Source organism: Arthrobacter sp. 24S4-2, assembly GCF_005280255.1.
Classification (GTDB): Bacteria; Actinomycetota; Actinomycetes; order Actinomycetales; family Micrococcaceae; genus Arthrobacter.
Genome location: NZ_CP040018.1, coordinates 1830309 through 1848143, shown reverse-complemented (window position 1 = coordinate 1848143; position 17835 = coordinate 1830309). Strand labels below are relative to the sequence as shown.

Genomic DNA, 17835 nt, shown 5'->3' with positions numbered 1-17835 from the left:
GTTAATTGCACTTATCGCAGCCCGTTCTCCTCGCCCGGACCGTAGCGGTGGCGCACGTGGCGGCGGTCGTGGCGGGCCTGCCAGAACTCGATCTCGAGCGGCTGGATGGCATAGAGCTGCCAGTCCGGTTTGGGGCTGCCGTCCGCCGCGGGCCTCGCGTCCCAGTCCGCCGCGGAGAGCTCCACGACATGCCCAGCCACACGGACCTGCCTGCCTTGCAGGGGCCAGTAGAAATTCAGCGCAGCCTTCGGGTTCGCCGCGAGTTCCCTCCCCTTGCGTGACGTCGCGATGTGCCAGCCGTCGTCGTCGATGTCCTTCAGGATCAGCATCCGGGACGACGGCCGCGCGCGTGCGGCTGCGGCTCTTCCGCGGCCAGCGCCTTAACCACCGCGAGAGGGCACTTCGCGGCAGTGTTTACGAAAAACATTGCCCAGAAGTGCCCTCTCGCGCAGAAGCCGGGAGTTACCCCGCGTACTCGCGCACGCCGGCAAGCTCGGCTTCCAGCGCGAGCAGTTGGCGTTCGACGGCGGCCGGCGCCGTGCCGCCCTGCGAGTTCCTGCTGTTGAGCGAACCTTCGGTGCTGAGGACCGTGCGTACCTCCGGCGTCAGGTGCTCGGAGATCGCGGCGTATTCCTCGTCCGTCAGATCCCACAGCTCGACGTCGCGGCTTTCGGCCTGCTTCACCGCGGCACCGGAGAGTTCATGCGCCTCGCGGAACGGAACGCCCTGGCGGACCAGCCATTCGGCAATGTCCGTGGCCAGCGCGAAGCCCTGGGGAGCCAGTGATTCCATCCGTTCAGTGTTGAACTTCAGCGTCGCGATCATGCCGGAGACTGCAGGCAGCAGGACCTCCAGCGTGTCCGCGGCGTCGAACACCGGCTCCTTGTCCTCCTGCAGGTCCCGGTTGTACGCGAGGGGCAAGCCCTTGAGCGTGGCCAGCAGCCCGGTCAGGTTGCCGATCAGGCGTCCTGCCTTGCCGCGCGCCAGCTCCGCCACGTCCGGGTTCTTCTTCTGCGGCATGATGGAGGACCCGGTGGAGTAGGAATCGTGCAGGGTGACGAAGGAGAACTCCTTGGTGGCCCACAGAATGACCTCCTCCGAGACGCGCGAGAGGTCCACGCCGATCATGGCCGTGACCCAGGCGAACTCGGCAAAGACGTCTCGCGAGGCGGTGCCGTCGATCGAGTTGTGCGTCGCCGAGAAGAAGCCCAGCTCCGCGGCCACGGCCTCCGGGTCCAGTCCCAGCGAGGAGCCGGCGAGGGCACCCGAACCGTAGGGCGAAACCCCGGCGCGCTTGTCCCAGTCGGCCAGCCGCTGCACATCGCGCAGCAGCGCCCAGGCGTGGGCCAGCAGGTGGTGGCTGAGCAGCACCGGCTGAGCGTGCTGGAGGTGGGTGCGGCCGGGCATGGCCACGCCCTGGTGCGCCTTGGCCTGGTCCACCAGCGCGTCGATCGTAGCCAGGACCCCGCGGGCGATGATCCTGGCGTGGTCGCGCAGGAACATCCGGCCCAGCGTGGCCACCTGGTCGTTGCGGGACCGGCCGGCGCGGAGCCTGCCGCCGAGCTGGGTGCCGGCGCGCTCGATCAGGCCGCGCTCCAGCGAGCCGTGCACGTCTTCATCGGACTCCGCCGGCAGGTAGGCGCCGGAGGCGACGTCCTCGTCCAACTGCGTCAGGGCGGCAAGCATGCCCTCGAGCTCGGCGTCGTCCAGCAGCCCGGCCTTGTGCAGCACGCGGGCGTGCGCCTTGGACCCGGCGATGTCGTAGCGGGCCAGCCGCCAGTCAAAGTGGGTTGACTTGCTCAGCGCCGCGAGGGCGTCCGCGGGGCCGCCGGCGAACCGGCCGCCCCACAGCGCGCCTGTATTGGTCGCCTCGGACTTGGTGGCTTCGGACTTTTGCTCAGCCACGCGGGCTACTTTCCTGCGACGCGGATGTCGCGGCCGGAGGCAACCTTGGCAGACATGCCCCACAGCTCGATGAAGCCGCGTGCCATGGACTGGTCGAAGGTGTCGCCGGTGTCGTACGTGGCGAGGTCGAAGTCGTAGAGCGAGGTCTCGGAGCGGCGGCCGTTGACCACTGCCTGGCCGCCGTGCAGGGTCATGCGGATGTCGCCGGAGACGTACTTCTGGGTGTCTTCGATGAAGGCGTCCAGGGAGCGCTTGAGCGGTGAGAACCACTGGCCGTCGTAGACCAGCTCGGACCAGCGCTGGCCGACAGTGGCCTTGAAGCGTGCCTGTTCGCGCTCGACGGTGATGTCCTCGAGGTGCTTGTGCGCGGTGATCAGGGCCATTGCTCCCGGGGCTTCGTAGATTTCGCGGGACTTGATGCCCACAAGGCGGTCCTCGACCACGTCGATCCGGCCCACGCCCTGTGCACCGGCACGGCGGTTCAGTTCCTTGATGGCCTGCAGCGGGGTGACCTTGACGCCGTCGATCGCTACCGGAACACCGGCTTCGAAGGAGATGGTGACCTCATCCGGGGCCGGCGGGAATTCCGGGGTAGCGGTGTAGTCGTAGATGTCCTTGGTGGGGGCGTTCCAGATGTCCTCGAGGTAGCCGGTTTCGACGGCGCGGCCCCAGACGTTCTGGTCGATCGAGTACGGGTTCTTCTTGGTGGTCTCGATCGGCAGTCCCTTTTCCTCGGCGAAGGCGATGGCCTTGTCGCGGGTCAGGGCGAGGTCGCGGACCGGGGCGATGCACTTCAGGTCCGGGCCAAGGGTCTGGATGCCCACCTCGAAGCGGACCTGGTCGTTGCCCTTGCCGGTGCAGCCGTGGGCAACCGTGGTGGCGCCGAATTCGCGGGCGGCCTTGACCAGGTGCTTGACGATCACCGGGCGGGAGATCGCGGACACCAACGGGTAGTGGCCCTGGTAGAGGGCGTTGGCCTTCAGCGTGGGCATGCAGTATTCGTCAGCAAACTCATCGCTGGCGTCGGCCACATAGGCTTCGACGGCGCCGCAGCCCAGTGCGCGCTGGCGGATGGTCTCCAGCGACTCGCCGCCCTGTCCGACATCGACCGCCACGGCGATGACCTCGGCACCGGTGGCTTCACCGATCCAGCCGATGGCTACGGAAGTATCGAGGCCACCGGAGTAGGCCAGAACAATACGCTCAGTCACGTCAAATGCTCCTTTAGTTGTTTGGTGATGCTTGATGTCTGATGAAAGTTGTCTGTGGAAGGTGTCTGTTCAAAGCCTGTCACATCGCTTTGGCAGTCCCAATCCGGCGGCGTTCAGCTGCCTGGCAACCGCCGGCCGGTAACGGCGGGCTACTGGCTGCCGGCTTCCTCGGCGAGCTGTAGGAACCGGGCGGCGAGCTCGGCACCGCCCAGCGGGTCGCGGGTGACCAGCAGCACGGTGTCGTCTCCGGCGATGGTCCCCAGGACCGACGGCATGACGGAATGGTCGATGGCCAGTGCCAGGAAGTTCGCCGCACCCGGCGGAGTCCGGAGCACCACGATGTTGGCCGAGGCATCGGCCGTCACCAGCAGTTCCCCGCACAGCCTGGCGAGCCGGGCGTCCAGGATCTCCTGGGTGACCCCGCTCTTGGCGGCGCGCTCCCCTCCTTCGCCGGGCACGGCGTAGACCAGAACGCCGTCCTTGCCGCGGACCCGGACTGCGCCGAGTTCCACGAGGTCCCGGGACAGCGTGGCCTGGGTGACTTGGACGCCGTCGTCGGCCAGCAGCGCGGCCAGCTCCGCCTGCGAACGGACGGACTCGCCGGTCAGGATCGCGGTAATCCGCGCAAGCCTGGCCGTTTTGGTGGCCGGGCTCGCGCCCTGGGCCGCCGGGGGGATGGACATTATCCGAGTCCCCGGACCGGTGCCAGCCCGTCAACAACAGCCAGCCCCGACCGGTGCATGAGCCAGGCCATGAGTGCCTTCTGGGCGTGGAGCCGGTTTTCTGCCTCGTCCCAGACGATCGACTGCGGCCCGTCGATGACGCCTGCGGAGATCTCATAGCCCCGGTACGCCGGCAGGCAGTGAAGCACGACGGCGTCCGGCGCCGCGAGCTGCATCGCCGCTTCATCCACGGAATAGTCGCGGAACAGCTGCAGCCGGGCTTCCTTCTCGGCTTCCTGGCCCATGGACACCCACGTGTCGGTGGCGACGACGTCGGCACCCTTGAGAGCCTCCGCCGCGTCCGTGGTGATCAGCACCGAGCCGCCTGTTTCAGCAGCACGTTCCTCCGCCGCAGCCACGATGTCGGCGGCCGGCAGATAGCCGTCCGGACCTGCAATGCGGACGTGCATCCCCGCCGTCACGCCGGCCAGCAGGTACGAGTTCGCCATGTTGTTGGCGGAATCGCCCAAGTAGCTCATGGTGAGGCCCTTGAGCTCACCCTTGTGCTCCTTGACGGCAAGCAGGTCGGCCAGGAGCTGGCAGGGGTGGTAGTCGTCGCACAGGGCATTGATCACCGGGACCCTGGAGTTCCCGGCCATGGCAACGAGCCCGGCGTGTGCGCCGGTGCGCCAGACGATGGTGGAGACCATACGTTCGAGCACCTTGGCGGTGTCCTCCACCGATTCCTTGTGGCCAATCTGTGCCTCGCCCGGGTTGATGATCAGGGCGTTTCCGCCCATGTCCGCCACGCCGGTGGCAAAGGAGACCCGGGTCCGGGTGGAGGTTTTGTCAAAGATGACGGCGACGGTTTTGCGTCCGCTGCCTTCAGCGGCGAACGGCTGGACGCTGTAGGGCGCGGCCTTCATGCGCACGGCGAGGTCCAGGACCTCGGCCTGCTCGGCCGGGGTGAGGTCGGTGTCCTTGAGGAAGTGGCGGGTGGTTGCGGAGCTGGTCACTGGGCATCCTTTGCGGTCTGGAGGAGCGTGGGCAGTGCCTGGATGAAGCTGTCGGCCTGGTCGGCGGTCAGGATCAGCGGCGGGGCAAGGCGGATGGTCCGCGGACCGGGGCTGTTGACGATGAACCCGGCATCCAGTCCGGCCGTCACGACGGCGGCCGCGACGTCGGCGTCCAGGTCAAAGCCGATCAGGAGGCCTTCGCCGCGCACTTCCGTGACGCCGTCGACTCCGGCCAGCTTCGAGCGGAGGTGTTCGCCGACGCTGCGGACGTTGTCCAGGACGCGCTGGCTTTCAATGGCGTGCAGCGTGGCCAGGGCGGCTGCCGTGGCCACGGGGTTCCCGCCAAAGGTGGTGCCGTGCTGTCCGGCCGTCAGGAGCGAGGACGTTGCTGGGCCGAACGTGACCAGCGCGCCGATGGGGAAGCCGCCGCCCAGGCCCTTGGCGAGGGTAACGGCGTCCGGGACGATTCCGGCGTCTTCGCTGGCCAGCCATTTGCCGGTGCGGCCGATGCCGGTCTGGACTTCGTCCAGGATCAGCAGGGCGCCGGCCTTGGTGGTGGCTTCACGTGCGGCCTGCAGGTAGCCGGCAGGCAGCGGCCGGACACCGGCCTCGCCTTGGATGGGTTCGAGGAAGACAGCCGCGGTCGTTTCATCGATGGCCTCCAGCAGGGCGTCGACGTCCCCGAACGGGATGTGCACCACGCCGCCGGGCAACGGTTCAAACGGCGCCCGGTACGCTTCCTTTGCAGTCAGGGCCAGGGCGCCCATGGTCCGGCCGTGGAAGGCGCCCTCCAGGGCGATGATCTTTGTCCGTGTTTTCCCGTTTCCATCCGCGCCCGCGCCGGAGTTGCGGCGGGCCAGCTTGAACGCCGCCTCAACGGCCTCAGTGCCGGAGTTCGCGAAGAACACTTTGGAACCGGCCGGCGCTTTGCTCAGTTCCAGCAGCTTTTCAGCCAGCGCGATCTGCGTGGGGCTGGTGAAGAAGTTGGAGACGTGGCCCAGGGTGGCCAGCTGGCTGGAGATCACCGAGGTCACGAAGGGGTGGGCGTGGCCCATGGCGTTGACGGCGATGCCGCCGAGCAGGTCAAGGTATTCCTTGCCGTCGGCGTCCCAGACCAGGCACCCGGCCCCGCGCACCAGGACGCGCTGCGGTGTGCCGAAGACGCCCATGAGCGAGGAGGAGTAGCGGTTCAGCCACTCGGCTCCGGTCGTGTGGCCTTTGGTTTCGACAAGGTCGACCACCGGGGACTTTTCAATCTGGCTCATGCGTTCACTTCCTCGTCAGGGACCACCTGCGTGCCAATGCCCGCGGTGGTGAAGGTTTCCAGCAGCATGGAGTGCGGGAGGCGCCCGTCCACAATGTGCGCACGCTCCACGCCCTCGTCGACAGCCCTCAGGCAGGCCGCCATTTTGGGGATCATCCCGGACTCCAGCCGCGGCAGCATCTCCCGCAGCTCCGAGGCCGTCAGCGACGAAATGAGCGATGACTTGTCCGGCCAGTTCGCGTAAAGGCCTTCGACGTCGGTCAGGATAACCAGCTTGGAGGCGCCCAGTGCCGACGCCACTGCCGCGGCCGCGGTGTCCGCATTGACGTTGAGCACCAGCCCGGTGGTCTGGAACCGTTTGGTTCCTTCATCACCGGTTCCCTCATCAATGATTTCCGGGGCAACGGTGGAAATCACCGGGATCCGGCCGGCCGCGAGGATATCGACAATCCCCTCCGGGTTGACGCCCACGACTTCCCCGACGAGGCCCAGGTCCACTTCTTCGCCGTCCACGACGGTCCCGGTGCGGACGGCCCGCAGCAGGCCGCCGTCCTCGCCGGACATGCCGACGGCGTACGGGCCGTGGGAGTTGATCAGCCCGACGAGTTCCCGGCCCACCTGCCCGGTGAGCACCATACGGACCACGTCCATGGCCTCGGGGGTGGTGACGCGCAGGCCGCCCTTGAATTCTGACTCGATGCCCAGGCGGCTGAGCATGGCGTTGATCTGCGGACCGCCGCCGTGCACCACCACGGGGTGGATGCCCACGTGGTGCAGGAAGACGACGTCCTCGGCGAACGCACGGCGGAGCTCGTCGTTGACCATGGCGTTGCCGCCGTACTTGATCACCATGGTGGTGCCGGCAAAGCGCTGGATCCACGGCAGGGCCTCGATCAGGGTGCCTGCTTTGTCCTGCGCATCGCTCATCGACGTGGTCTCGCGGGTCTGGGTGTTCATGTGCTGCTGTCTCCAGGGGTGGCTGGTGGTTCTAGCTTGAGTACGCGCTGTTTTCGTGGACGTAGTCGTGCGTGAGGTCGTTGGTCCAGATCGTGGCCTCGGCGCCACCGGCCTGCAGGTCGATCTCCACCAGTACCTCGCGGGGCTCGAGGTCCACCAGGTTGCGGTCCTCGCCGATGCTTCCGTTCCGGCAGATCTGTACGCCGTTCATGGAAACGTTCAGCTGGTCCGGTTCGAACGCGGCATCGGTGGTGCCGACGGCGGACAGCACTCGGCCCCAGTTGGGGTCCTTGCCGAAGATGGCGGTCTTGAAGAGGTTGGAGCGGGCCACGGCCCGGCTGACGATTTCGGCATCCTTTTCGCTGGCGGCGTTGAAGGTGCGGATGGCGATGTCATGGCTTGCACCCTCGGCGTCGCCGATCAGTTTGCGGGCCAGTTCGGCGCAGACCTGGGTCAGTCCGGCACCGAACTCCTTAGCGGAGGGCACGGCATCCGAGGCGCCCGATGCCAGCAGCACCACGGTGTCGTTGGTGGACATGCAGCCGTCCGAGTCCGCCCGGTCAAAGGTGACCCGGGCGGCGTCGCGGAGCACGACGTCGAGCATTTCAGGCTGCACGTCCGCGTCCGTGGTGATGACCACCAGCATGGTGGCCAGCCCGGGAGCAAGCATGCCCGCGCCCTTGGCCATGCCGCCGATGGTGAACCCGTTGCCTTCGGCGTCCTTGCCGGTGAACACGGCCTCCTTGGACACCGAGTCCGTGGTCATGATCGCCGTGGCAGCGGCGGGTCCGCCGTCGGCACTGAGGGCTGACCCGGCCGCGCTGATGCCCGGGATGACCTTGTCCATGGGCAGCTGCTCACCGATCAGGCCGGTGGAGCAGACAAAGATGTCCGTGGCGGAGACGCCCAGGACTTCGGCGGTCTTTTCTGCGGTGGCATGGGTGTTCTGGAAGCCCTGGGGGCCGGTGCAGGCGTTGGCGCCGCCGGAGTTGAGGATAACGGCGTCGACGCGGCCATCCTTCACCACTTCACGGGACCAGTGCACCGGTGCTGCGGCCACGCGGTTCGAGGTGAAGACCGCCGCCGCGGCCTTGGACGGGCCGTCGTTGACCACGAGGGCAAGGTCGGGGTTGCCGGAGGCTTTCAGGCCGGCTTTGACGCCGGCGGCCCGGAATCCCTTGGGGGCGGTAACGGTCACGGGGCAACTCCCTGCAGGTTGAGGCCGGCGGTTTCCGCCAGGCCAAGGGCGATATTCATGGACTGCACGGCGCCGCCGGCGGTCCCCTTGGTCAGGTTGTCGATGGCGCACGTGACGATGACGCGGCCAGTGTGCGCATCAAAGGCGAGCTGCATCACGGCGTGATTGGAGCCCTGCACCGCCTTGGTGGCAGGCCACTGGCCCTCCGGGAGCAGGTGCACGAACGGCTCATCGTCGTAGGCTTCTTCCCAGGCGTTGCGCAGCTCTGCCGCAGTGACGCCCGGCTTAACCCTGGCGGTGGCCGTGGTGAGGATGCCGCGGCTCATCGGGGCAAGGGTGGGTGTGAAGGACACTGTCACCGGCTCGCCGGCGGCGTTGCCCAGCCCTGTTCGATCTCCGGCGTGTGCCGGTGGCCGCCGCCCACGCCGTAGGGGCTCATGGACCCCATGACCTCGGAGCCGATCAGGTTGGCCTTCGCGGCTTTGCCGGCGCCCGAGGTGCCTGAGGCAGCGACAATGACAACGTCGTCGGGCTGGAGGAGGCCGCCAGCGAACCCGGGCGTGAGGGCCAGCAGGGCCGACGTCGGGTAGCAGCCGGGAACGGCGATGCGCTTGGCTCCCTTAAGCTTTTCCCGCTGCCCGGGCAGCTCGGGCAGGCCGTAGGGCCAGGTCCCGGCGTGCGCGGAGCCGTAGAACTTTTCCCACGCGGCGGGATCTTCCAGCCGGTGGTCGGCGCCGGCGTCGATCACTACCGTGCCTTCGGGCAGCTGCGCTGCGATCTCGGCGGAGGCTCCATGCGGCAGGGCCAAAAAGACCACGTCGTGACCGGAGAGGTTCTCCACCGTGGTGTCTTCCAGGATGCGGCTGGCCAAACCATGGAGATGAGGCTGCAGTTCGCCTAGTCTGGAACCGGCGTTGCTGTGGGCTGTGATGGCGCCGATGGTGACGTCGGGGTGGCCGGCCAGCAGCCGCAGCACCTCGCCGCCGGCGTAACCGCTCGCACCGGAAACGGCAACAGAAATAGTCATGGGAACGACTATACAGCAAGACTATGCATAGGTGCCGATATTTATGCATCCGATGCTGCCTGCCCGGTGATTGCGGAGGGCCCCGCGCCGGCGCGGGTTAGGCCGGTGAGCGTATGCTGGGTGAAGGGTGATCCTGACCGCGCGGTCCGAACGTCGGCTGCAGCGTTGCCCGTAACAGTTACGAGGCCCCGAGTCCATGACCCCCACAACAACTTCGGAGCGCCCGCAGTCGCGCGTCCGGCAGCCCAACGCGGTTGTCCTGAGCTACTCAGAGCTCCTCAAGAGCGTCAAGGCCGCAGGCCTGCTCGAACGCCGCGTCGGCTTCTACATCACGGTCTTCGCCAGCCTGGTGCTCCTGATGACCGCCACCTGGTTCGGTTTCGCCCTCATCGGTGACAGCTGGTTCCAGCTCCTCATCGCCGCAGCAGTGGGCATCCTTTGCACCCAGCTAAGCTTCCTGGCCCATGAGGCCGGTCACCGCCAGATCTTCGCCTCCCGGCGTGCCAACGACTGGGCCGCAAGGCTGCTCGCCACCTCAGTTGCCGGCATGAGCTATTCCTGGTGGGAGCAGAAGCACGGCGCGCACCACAACCACCCGAACGTCATTTCCAAGGACCCGGACATCGCGCCCGGCCCCATGGCCTTCCACCCCCAAGCGGTAGCCGACCGGCAGGGACGGTTCTCCTTCCTTACCCGCAAGCAAGGATGGTTCTTCTTCCCGCTGCTGTTCCTGGTGGGCCTGGGCCTGCAGATCGACTCGGTCAAGTTCGTCTTCCGCCGAGCCAAAGTCACGCACCGCTGGGTTGAACTCCCGATCCTGGTGGCACGCCTGAGCGTCCTCCCGGTGCTCGCGTTCACCTTCCTGCCGTGGGGCATGGCCCTGGCGTTCATCGGCGTCCAGCTGGCCGTCTTCGGTTTCTACATGGGCGCGTCCTTCGCGCCCAACCACAAAGGCATGCCGGTCCTCCCGGCAGACAGCCGTGTGGACTTCTTCAGCCGCCAGGTGCTGACCTCCCGGAATATCTCCGGCGGCCGCTTCATGGACATCCTGCTCGGCGGCCTCAACCGCCAGGCCGAGCACCATCTCTTCCCGGACATGGCCCGTCCCCAGCTGGACAAGGCCGCGAAGATCGTGCGCGAGTACTGCGAAAAGCACCAGGTCCCCTACACGGAAACCACACTGCTGCAGTCCTACGGCATCATCGTCCGCTACCTCAACGATGTGGGCCTGACCGCCGGGCGCCACTTCGAATGCCCCATGGCCACTGTTACCCGCCGCTACTGACGCGTTCGGCTCCCGCCTCCGGGCGGAGCCTAGGATGGTTTCAGGATCCGGGCCAAGGACCTACCTGCCCGGAGGAGGAGACACCCATGACGCATGCAATCGTCGCCCGGCAGCCGGGCGGACCCGAAGTACTCGAACTTGCAGAAGTTGAGCGGCCGCTCCCCGGCCCCGGCCAGGTCCTCGTCAAGGTCGCGGCCGCCGGGGTCAACTTCATCGAAACCTACCAGCGCAGCGGCGCCTACAACGTCGCGTTCCCGTTTACTCCGGGCGGTGAATTCTCCGGAACGGTGGACGCCGTAGGCGATGGCGTGACGGACGTGGCTGTCGGCGACCGCGTGGCCACCGCGGAGGGGTCGCGAGGCTATTCCGAATACGCCCTGGCAGCTGCCGACAGGATCCTCCCCGTGCCTGAGGGCGTCGATCTTCTAACCGCGGCCGCACTGCCGCTGCAAGGCATGACGGCGCACTACCTGATGAACTCAACGTTTAACGTCCAGCCCGGCCAGACCGTGCTCACCCACGCCGGGGCCGGCGGGGTGGGTCTGCTCCTTCTCCAGCTGCTGAAAGCGCGGGGCGCGCGGGTTATCACCACCGTCTCCACCGACGAAAAGGAAGCGCTGGCGCGCGAGGCCGGGGCCGACGTCGTACTGCGTTATGACGGGTTCGCCGACAAGGTGCGGGAAATCACCAACGGCGACGGAGTTGACGTTGTGTTTGACGGCGTGGGAAAGGACACCTTCGAGGGCTCCCTGTCCAGCCTCAGGGTCCGCGGAATGTTGGTGCTGTTCGGTGCCGCCTCGGGCAAGGTGCCGCCTTTCGACCTGCAGCGACTGAACTCTGCCGGGTCCCTTTTCGTCACCCGGCCCACCATCGGCCACCACCTGCAGAACCCGCAGGAACGGCGCTGGCGCTCCGGTGAGATTTTCGCGGCTGCTGCCAACGGCAGCCTCAACGTCCGGATCGGCGCTCAATACCCGCTGGCCAAGGCGGCGCAGGCCCACACCGACCTGGAAGCGCGACGGACCACCGGAAAAGTCCTCCTGGTCCCCTGACCGGGTACACGCCCCTGATCCGGTAAACGCGGCACCAATCCCCTGAAAACATCGGGAGAACCCGCGGCAAACGGCGACACCTTTTGTTCATCTTGTGCGGAAAGAATCACCCTGTGACTGAAGCACCGCAAGCGCCCGGATTCGTACCCGCGCCCGAGACCGGACCCGATGCACTTCCCGCCGTCCGGAACGTGTATCCGCCGCAATTGCCCGGCGCCGCCGCGGCCCCGCCGGAGCGGACCCTGATTGATGTCCTCCAGGAGTCTGTCAGGAGGTTTCCCGACGCGTCGGCCCTGGACGACGGCCGGCAGCGCCTCAGCTATGCGCAGTTGATGTCCGAAGTCCGGGCCGCGGCCCGCGAACTGCATCTGGCCGGTCTGGGTGCCGGTGACAAGATCGGTGTCCGCATCCCGTCCGGGACCAACCGGCTCTACGTGTCCATCCTGGCCATCATGCTGATCGGGGCGGCCTACGTCCCGGTGGATGCGGACGATCCCGACGAACGGGCCAAATTGGTGTTTAGCGAAGCCCGGGTGGCCGCGATCCTCAGGGCCGACGGTGAAATCGTTGCGGGCGCCAACCGGCCCCGGCCGTTCCCCGGGCCCCGGATGCCACAGCCCGATGACGACTCGTGGGTGATCTTCACCTCAGGGTCAACGGGAACGCCGAAGGGCGTGGCCGTGCAGCACCGCTCCTCCGCAGCCTTCGTGGATGCGGAAGCACGCATCTTCCTGCAGGACGAGCCCATCGGCCCCCAGGACCGGGTGCTGGGCGGGCTGTCCGTGGCATTCGATGCGTCCTGCGAGGAGATGTGGCTTGCCTGGCGCCACGGGGCGTGCCTTGTTCCCGCGCCCCGTTCCCTGGTCCGGACCGGCATGGACCTTGGCCCTGGCTGATCAGCCACGGGATCTCCGTGGTCTCCACGGTGCCAACGCTCGCTGCGCTCTGGCCCGCCGAGTCACTGGAAAACGTGCGCCTGCTGATCTTCGGCGGCGAATCCTGCCCGCCCGAGCTCGCCGAGCGCCTGGCCGTTGACGGCCGGGAAGTGTGGAACACGTACGGCCCCACCGAAGCCACCGTGGTTGCGTGCGCGGCTCCGCTGGGCGCGCCCGGCCCCGTCCGGATCGGCCTGCCGCTGGACGGCTGGGACCTGGCCGTCGTTGACGCCGAGGGCATCCCTGTAGGCGAGGGCGACGTGGGTGAGCTGATCATCGGCGGCGTGGGGCTGGCCCGGTACCTTGACCCCGATAAAGACGCTGAAAAGTATGCCGCCATGCCGTCCCTCGGCTGGTCGCGGGCCTACCGTTCCGGTGACCTGGTCCGCTACGAGGCGGCGGGCCTCGTTTTTATGGGACGTGCCGACGAACAGGTGAAGCTCGGCGGCCGGCGGATAGAACTCGGTGAGATCGACGCTGCGCTGCAGGCCCTGCCTGATGTCGGCGGTGCGGCGGCGGCAGTACGCTCGACGGCGGCCGGGAACGAGATCCTCGTGGGTTACCTTGCCGCTGCCGGCACCGCGGAGATCGATCTCGCCGCGGCACGGGAGCTGCTGGGCGCCAGCCTGCCGGCGGCGCTCATTCCGCTCCTGACCGTGGTGGGCTCGCTGCCGACCAAAACCAGCGGTAAAGTGGACCGCCGCTCGCTGCCGTGGCCCTTGGCGGGGACGGGGGCGGCTGACGCAAAGAACGCCCCGCTGAACCTGCCCGACGACGCCAGCTGGATCGTGGAGCAGTGGGGCGCCGTGCTGGGGACCCCGGCGTCGAGCCTGGACGCGGACTTCTTCGCGCACGGCGGAGGATCCCTTGCGGCCGCCCAGCTCGTGTCGGCACTGCGGGTCCGCTACCCCACCGTTACGGTGGCCGACATCTACGCCACGCCCAGGGTCGGCGCCCTGATCGACACGGCCCGGCAGTCCTTGCCGGACGGGATCGCCGGACCCGCGCCGGAGCGGTCGGTTCGTCCCACAGCCCTCAAGTCGCAGATTTTCCAGACGCTCATGGGCGTCCCGCTGCACATCCTGGTGGGCATGCGCTGGCTCACCTACGTGATGGCGGCAAACAACCTCCTGGCCGCTTTCGCCGGGTTCACCGCGGCTCCCGTTGTTTCGTGGTGGTGGGTGGCGGCTTCGTGGCTGGTGTTCGTCAGCCCGGCAGGCCGGATGGCCATCTCAGTGCTGGCCGCCCGGACCCTGCTCCGCAATGTGAAGCCCGGGACCTATCCCCGGTCCGGCAAGATCCACCTGCGGCTGTGGCTGGCGGAACAGATCCAGGACCTCGCCGGTGCCATCAGCCTGGCCAGCGCACCCTGGGTGCCGTACTACGCGAAGGCCCTCGGAGCGAAGATCGGCAACGATGTCCAGCTTCATTCACTGCCGCCCGTCACCGGAATGCTGTCGCTGGGCCGCGGCTGCAACATCGAGCCCGAAGTGGATCTGTCCGGATGGTGGATCGACGGCGACTTCGTCCACATCGGCGCTGTGCACGTCGGAGCCAACGCCACCGTAGGGGCCCGCAGCACCCTCATGCCCGGGGCGAGCATCGGAGCCGGCGGCCAGGTGGAACCCGGCTCCGCTGTCCTCGGAAAAGTCAAGGCCGGTCAGCTGGTGGCAGGCTCCCCTGCCGAGCGGATCGGCAAGGCCAGGCACGCATGGCCGGATGCGCCGCAGAGCCATGCGCTGATTGGCAGGCTCTGGTTCGCAGCGTTTGCCGCCGCCTCGGCCGTGCTGGCCACCATCCCCTACCTCTCCGCTGCCGCCGCGGCCCTGGTGGTCTTCCTGTTCATCCGCGGCAGCGAATCGCTCTCCGCTGCTGTCCCGCAGGTCCTGGCCTCCCTCCCGCTGGCGGCGCTGGCCTGGTTCGCCACCAACCTGCTGCTGATCCTTGCCACAACCCGCTTGCTCGGCGTGGGGCTCAAGGAGGGATATTTCCGGGTACGGAGCCGGATCGGCTGGCAGGTCTGGGCCACGGAGCGGGTGCTGGACCTGGCCCGCGACGTCCTGTTTCCCATCTACGCCAGCCTCTTCACACCGGTATGGCTGAGGTTGCTGGGAGCGAAGATCGGCAAGAATGTTGAGGCGTCCACAGTCCTCCTGCTCCCCAAGATGACCACAGTCGGCGAAGGCGCGTTCCTTGCGGACGACACGATGGTTGCATCCTACGAACTGGGCGGCGGCTGGATGCGGATCGCGCCGGCAAAAATCGGCAAGCGTTCCTTCCTGGGCAACTCCGGGATGACCGCGGCGGGACGAAGCGTTCCCAAGAACTCCCTGGTTGCGGTGCTGTCCGCCACACCTGCGAAAGCGAAGCCGGGCACGTCCTGGCTGGGCAGCCCGCCGGTCCGGCTGCGCCGCACAGCCATCGCCACCGACAACACGCGCACCTTCCAGCCGCCCGTAAGACTGAAGTTGGCGCGTGCAGCCTGGGAACTTTGCCGGTTCATCCCGGTGGTGCTCACCGTCGCCCTCGCTGCCGGCGTGATGCTTGGCTTCGACTGGCTTGCCACGGTTGCCGGCTACGCCGCCGCGGCACTGCTGGGAGGCCTGGTCCTTCTCACCGCGGGCGCCATTGCCGCAGCCAGCGCCGTGGCGGCCAAATGGCTGCTGGTGGGCAGGATCAGGCCGGGCGAGCACACCCTGTGGAGCTCCTTCATCTGGCGGAACGAAGTGGTGGATACGTTCATTGAAATGGTCAGCGCCCCATGGTTCGCCCGCGCCGCCACGGGAACCCCGGCGCTCGTGTGGTGGCTCCGCGGCCTGGGCGCCACGATCGGCCGCGGCACGTGGTGCGAAAGCTACTGGCTGCCTGAAGCTGACCTCGTAACCCTGGGCCGGTCCGCCACGGTCAACCGGGGCTGTGTGGTCCAGACCCACCTGTTCCACGACCGCATCATGAGCATCGACACTGTTACGCTCGAAGACGGAGCCACCATGGGTCCGCACGGCGTCATTCTTCCGCGCGCACGCATCGGCAGGGGCGGCACCGTGGGGCCGGCGTCCCTGGTCATGCGCGGGGAAACCGTTCCCGCCGGGACGTACTGGATGGGTAACCCGGTCAGCCCGTGGACCGGCCCGGCAGTCCCGGCGCGGCGGCTCAAGTAGCTCCAGCACGCCACGTCCAGGATCCACAACCGTTCGCACCTAAGGCCCGCTCCCATGAGTTTCGCAGCAACTTCCAGTCCCGATGGCGTCCGGCGGACGGGCGAGCCATCGGGCTCCCCGGATCCCTATGTCCCCGGCCACGGAACGAACGCCTACCGGGTCACGCGGTACGAACTCGACCTCGACTACAAGCTGGCCAGCAACAGGCTGAACGGCCGGGCTGTGCTGCACGCCGAGGCGGACCGTCCGGCGTCGGCCGTTGTCCTGGATCTCGCGGGGCTCCGCGCCGTCAAAGTTTCCCTGAACGGCAAGAAGGTGCGCAGATTCAGCCAGCGGGCCGAGCAGCTGGTGATCGTTCCCGACGTCGCCCTGCTGCCTGGCGACTTCTTCGTGCTTGACATCCGCTATGAGGGCAACCCGGCCCCCCGCCGGGGCCTCTGGGGCGAAGTGGGCTGGGAAGAACTGACCGACGGCGTGCTCGTGGCGGGCCAGCCCAACGGCGCCGCGTCATGGTTTCCCTGCAACGACCATCCGCAGCACAAGGCCAGCTACCGGATCACGGTGACCACCGACGCCAACTACCGGCCCGTCTGCAACGGCCTGCTGATCTCCCGCAAAAGCGGCTCCAGCCGGGAGACCTGGACCTACGAGCAGGCCGAGCCGATGGCCACGTACCTGGCCACGGTCCAGATCGGCCGCTACGACGTCCTGACCCTGGACTCCTCCCCCGTCCCCGGAAACGTCCCGCAGCACGTCGCGGTGCCGGCAGCCCTGGCTGATTCCGCGCTCCGCGGCCTGGCCCGCCAGCCGGAGATGATGCGGACCTTCGTCAACAGTTTCGGCCCGTACCCGTTCCAGGAGTACACCGTGGTGGTGGCGGAGGACGAGCTCGAAATCCCGCTCGAGGCCCAGACGCTCTCCATCCTGGGCCGCAACCACCTCGACCCGGGCTGGGAATCGCAGCGGCTGATCGCCCACGAGCTGTCGCACCAGTGGTTCGGCAATTCCGTGACTGTTTCCATCTGGAGTGACATCTGGCTGCACGAGGGTTTCGCCTGCTATGCCGAATGGATCTGGTCCGAGGCGGCCGGAGTCATGACCGTCGCGGACCGCGCCGCGGCCGCCTGGCGGAAGCTCGACGCCGGGAACCAGGACATCGTTATCGGGGACCCCGGGCCCGAGCTGATGTTCGATGACCGCGTGTACAAGCGCGGAGCCCTGGCTCTGCACGCCCTGCGGACCAGGTGCGGCGATCTGGCCTTCTTCGCCCTGCTGCACGACTGGGCCGCCACCAACCGCCACGGATCGGTGACCACCGCAACGTTCATCCTGACGGCAGACCGTGTGACCGGAATCGACTCGGAAGCCCTGCTGCATCCCTGGCTGTTCGAACCCACTTTGCCCGCCCTTCCGGTCCGCTAGCAGTCCCCACCCACCCTGGCCGGGCGCGGCCGTCACCCCATGGCGACGGCGGCCACCAGGCTCCCGGGCAGCCCGGAAGCGGCGGGCGCCAGGTCCCTGACGCCGGGGTGGTCCACGGCCTCGAGCGTCTCCGGGGAGCGGTTCAGGCCCTCCCCCGTCATCTTCAGGACAGCCTCCTTCCGCGCCCACAGCCGGGCGCGGGCGCGCAGGAGCCCGTCTCCGCGCAGCGAAGCCACGCTATGCCGCTCCGCCGGAGTCAGCGCCACGGAATCGAAGCCGTCAAAATCCAGCCGCCGCGGGTCCTCGACGTCGATCCCGAGCCGCTGCCCCGGGCCCGGTTCCGTCACCGCTCCCAGTAACGTCCAGCCCGCTGCCCTGGACAGGCTCAGCAGCAATGGCGCCGGCGCACCGGCCAGCAGGTAGCCCGGCCTCCCGTGGGCGATGTCAGGTCCGCTTCCGCATCGGGGGCAGGCGTAACTGGCGCGCAGGTCCTGCGCCCGGACCTGCAGCAGTTCCGCGGCAAGGCTGCGCTGGGCAATCCGGGCGGCCAGAAAATCCTGCCGCGGCACGGGCATCATGGCGCGGGCACGCTCCAGCTCCGGCTCGTCCAGGAGCCTCAGGGCATCACGCTCCAGTGCCGCAACGGCCGGGGCGGAATCCCGTCCGGGTACGCGAAAGGGCGGGCAGGCACGCACAACAAGCTGTGATGCCATGGCCCGCCCTTCCGGTCCTATCGCTGA

11 protein-coding genes and 3 pseudogenes are annotated in these 17835 nt (G+C 67.8%); 4 read left to right on the top strand and 10 right to left on the bottom strand.

Going from position 1 to position 17835, the window contains the following annotated elements:
* Positions 1 to 11: 11 nt before the first annotated feature.
* The 9 genes and pseudogenes from FCN77_RS08480 to argC all read right to left on the bottom strand — a co-directional run.
* Positions 12 to 344, bottom strand: a pseudogene (locus FCN77_RS08480) (pyridoxine 5'-phosphate oxidase C-terminal domain-containing protein); the annotation flags it as partial.
* A gap of 118 nt (positions 345 to 462) precedes the next feature.
* On the bottom strand, positions 463 to 1905 hold the full coding sequence (argH, locus tag FCN77_RS08475) for an argininosuccinate lyase (RefSeq protein ID WP_137321914.1): 1443 nt from the start codon (positions 1903 to 1905) through the stop codon (positions 463 to 465).
* A gap of 5 nt (positions 1906 to 1910) precedes the next feature.
* Complete coding sequence (locus FCN77_RS08470; protein ID WP_137321913.1) at positions 1911 to 3116, bottom strand: argininosuccinate synthase; 1206 nt, start codon at positions 3114 to 3116, stop codon at positions 1911 to 1913.
* 149 nt (positions 3117 to 3265) lie between these two features.
* Positions 3266 to 3799, bottom strand: a complete 534-nt coding sequence (locus FCN77_RS08465; RefSeq protein WP_137321912.1) for an arginine repressor — start codon at positions 3797 to 3799, stop codon at positions 3266 to 3268.
* Complete coding sequence (gene argF / locus FCN77_RS08460) at positions 3799 to 4794, bottom strand: ornithine carbamoyltransferase (RefSeq protein ID WP_137321911.1); 996 nt, start codon at positions 4792 to 4794, stop codon at positions 3799 to 3801. The genes FCN77_RS08465 and argF overlap by 1 nt, the downstream gene beginning before the upstream one ends.
* Positions 4791 to 6059 carry an acetylornithine transaminase gene (locus FCN77_RS08455; RefSeq protein ID WP_137321910.1) on the bottom strand — a complete coding sequence of 423 codons (1269 nt, stop codon included), beginning with the start codon at positions 6057 to 6059 and terminating at the stop codon, positions 4791 to 4793. The genes argF and FCN77_RS08455 overlap by 4 nt, the downstream gene beginning before the upstream one ends.
* On the bottom strand, positions 6056 to 7015 hold the full coding sequence (argB, locus tag FCN77_RS08450; protein WP_137321909.1) for an acetylglutamate kinase: 960 nt from the start codon (positions 7013 to 7015) through the stop codon (positions 6056 to 6058). The genes FCN77_RS08455 and argB overlap by 4 nt, the downstream gene beginning before the upstream one ends.
* A gap of 31 nt (positions 7016 to 7046) precedes the next feature.
* A complete protein-coding gene (argJ, locus tag FCN77_RS08445; RefSeq protein ID WP_137321908.1) occupies positions 7047 to 8213 on the bottom strand; it encodes a bifunctional glutamate N-acetyltransferase/amino-acid acetyltransferase ArgJ in 1167 nt (388 codons plus the stop codon).
* Positions 8210 to 9240 (bottom strand): annotated as a pseudogene (gene argC, locus FCN77_RS08440) (N-acetyl-gamma-glutamyl-phosphate reductase). The gene argJ and the pseudogene argC overlap by 4 nt, the downstream one beginning before the upstream one ends.
* Before the next feature lie 196 nt (positions 9241 to 9436).
* Here argC and FCN77_RS08435 point away from each other — a divergent pair.
* From FCN77_RS08435 to FCN77_RS08420, 4 genes and pseudogenes are all read left to right on the top strand, one after another.
* Positions 9437 to 10525, top strand: a complete 1089-nt coding sequence (locus FCN77_RS08435) for an acyl-CoA desaturase (RefSeq protein WP_137321907.1) — start codon at positions 9437 to 9439, stop codon at positions 10523 to 10525.
* An 86-nt stretch (positions 10526 to 10611) separates the two neighbouring features.
* Complete coding sequence (locus FCN77_RS08430) at positions 10612 to 11577, top strand: quinone oxidoreductase (RefSeq protein ID WP_137321906.1); 966 nt, start codon at positions 10612 to 10614, stop codon at positions 11575 to 11577.
* Positions 11578 to 11768: 191 nt separating this feature from the next.
* Positions 11769 to 15673 (top strand): annotated as a pseudogene (locus FCN77_RS08425) (Pls/PosA family non-ribosomal peptide synthetase).
* Positions 15674 to 15727: 54 nt separating this feature from the next.
* Positions 15728 to 17095: a M1 family metallopeptidase gene (locus FCN77_RS08420; RefSeq protein WP_137321905.1), complete on the top strand. Its 1368-nt coding sequence runs from the start codon at positions 15728 to 15730 to the stop codon at positions 17093 to 17095.
* 32 nt (positions 17096 to 17127) lie between these two features.
* Here FCN77_RS08420 and FCN77_RS08415 read toward each other — a convergent pair whose 3' ends face one another.
* Positions 17128 to 17808: a 4'-phosphopantetheinyl transferase superfamily protein gene (locus FCN77_RS08415; RefSeq protein WP_137321904.1), complete on the bottom strand. Its 681-nt coding sequence runs from the start codon at positions 17806 to 17808 to the stop codon at positions 17128 to 17130.
* Between the last annotated feature and the right edge of the window lie 27 nt (positions 17809 to 17835).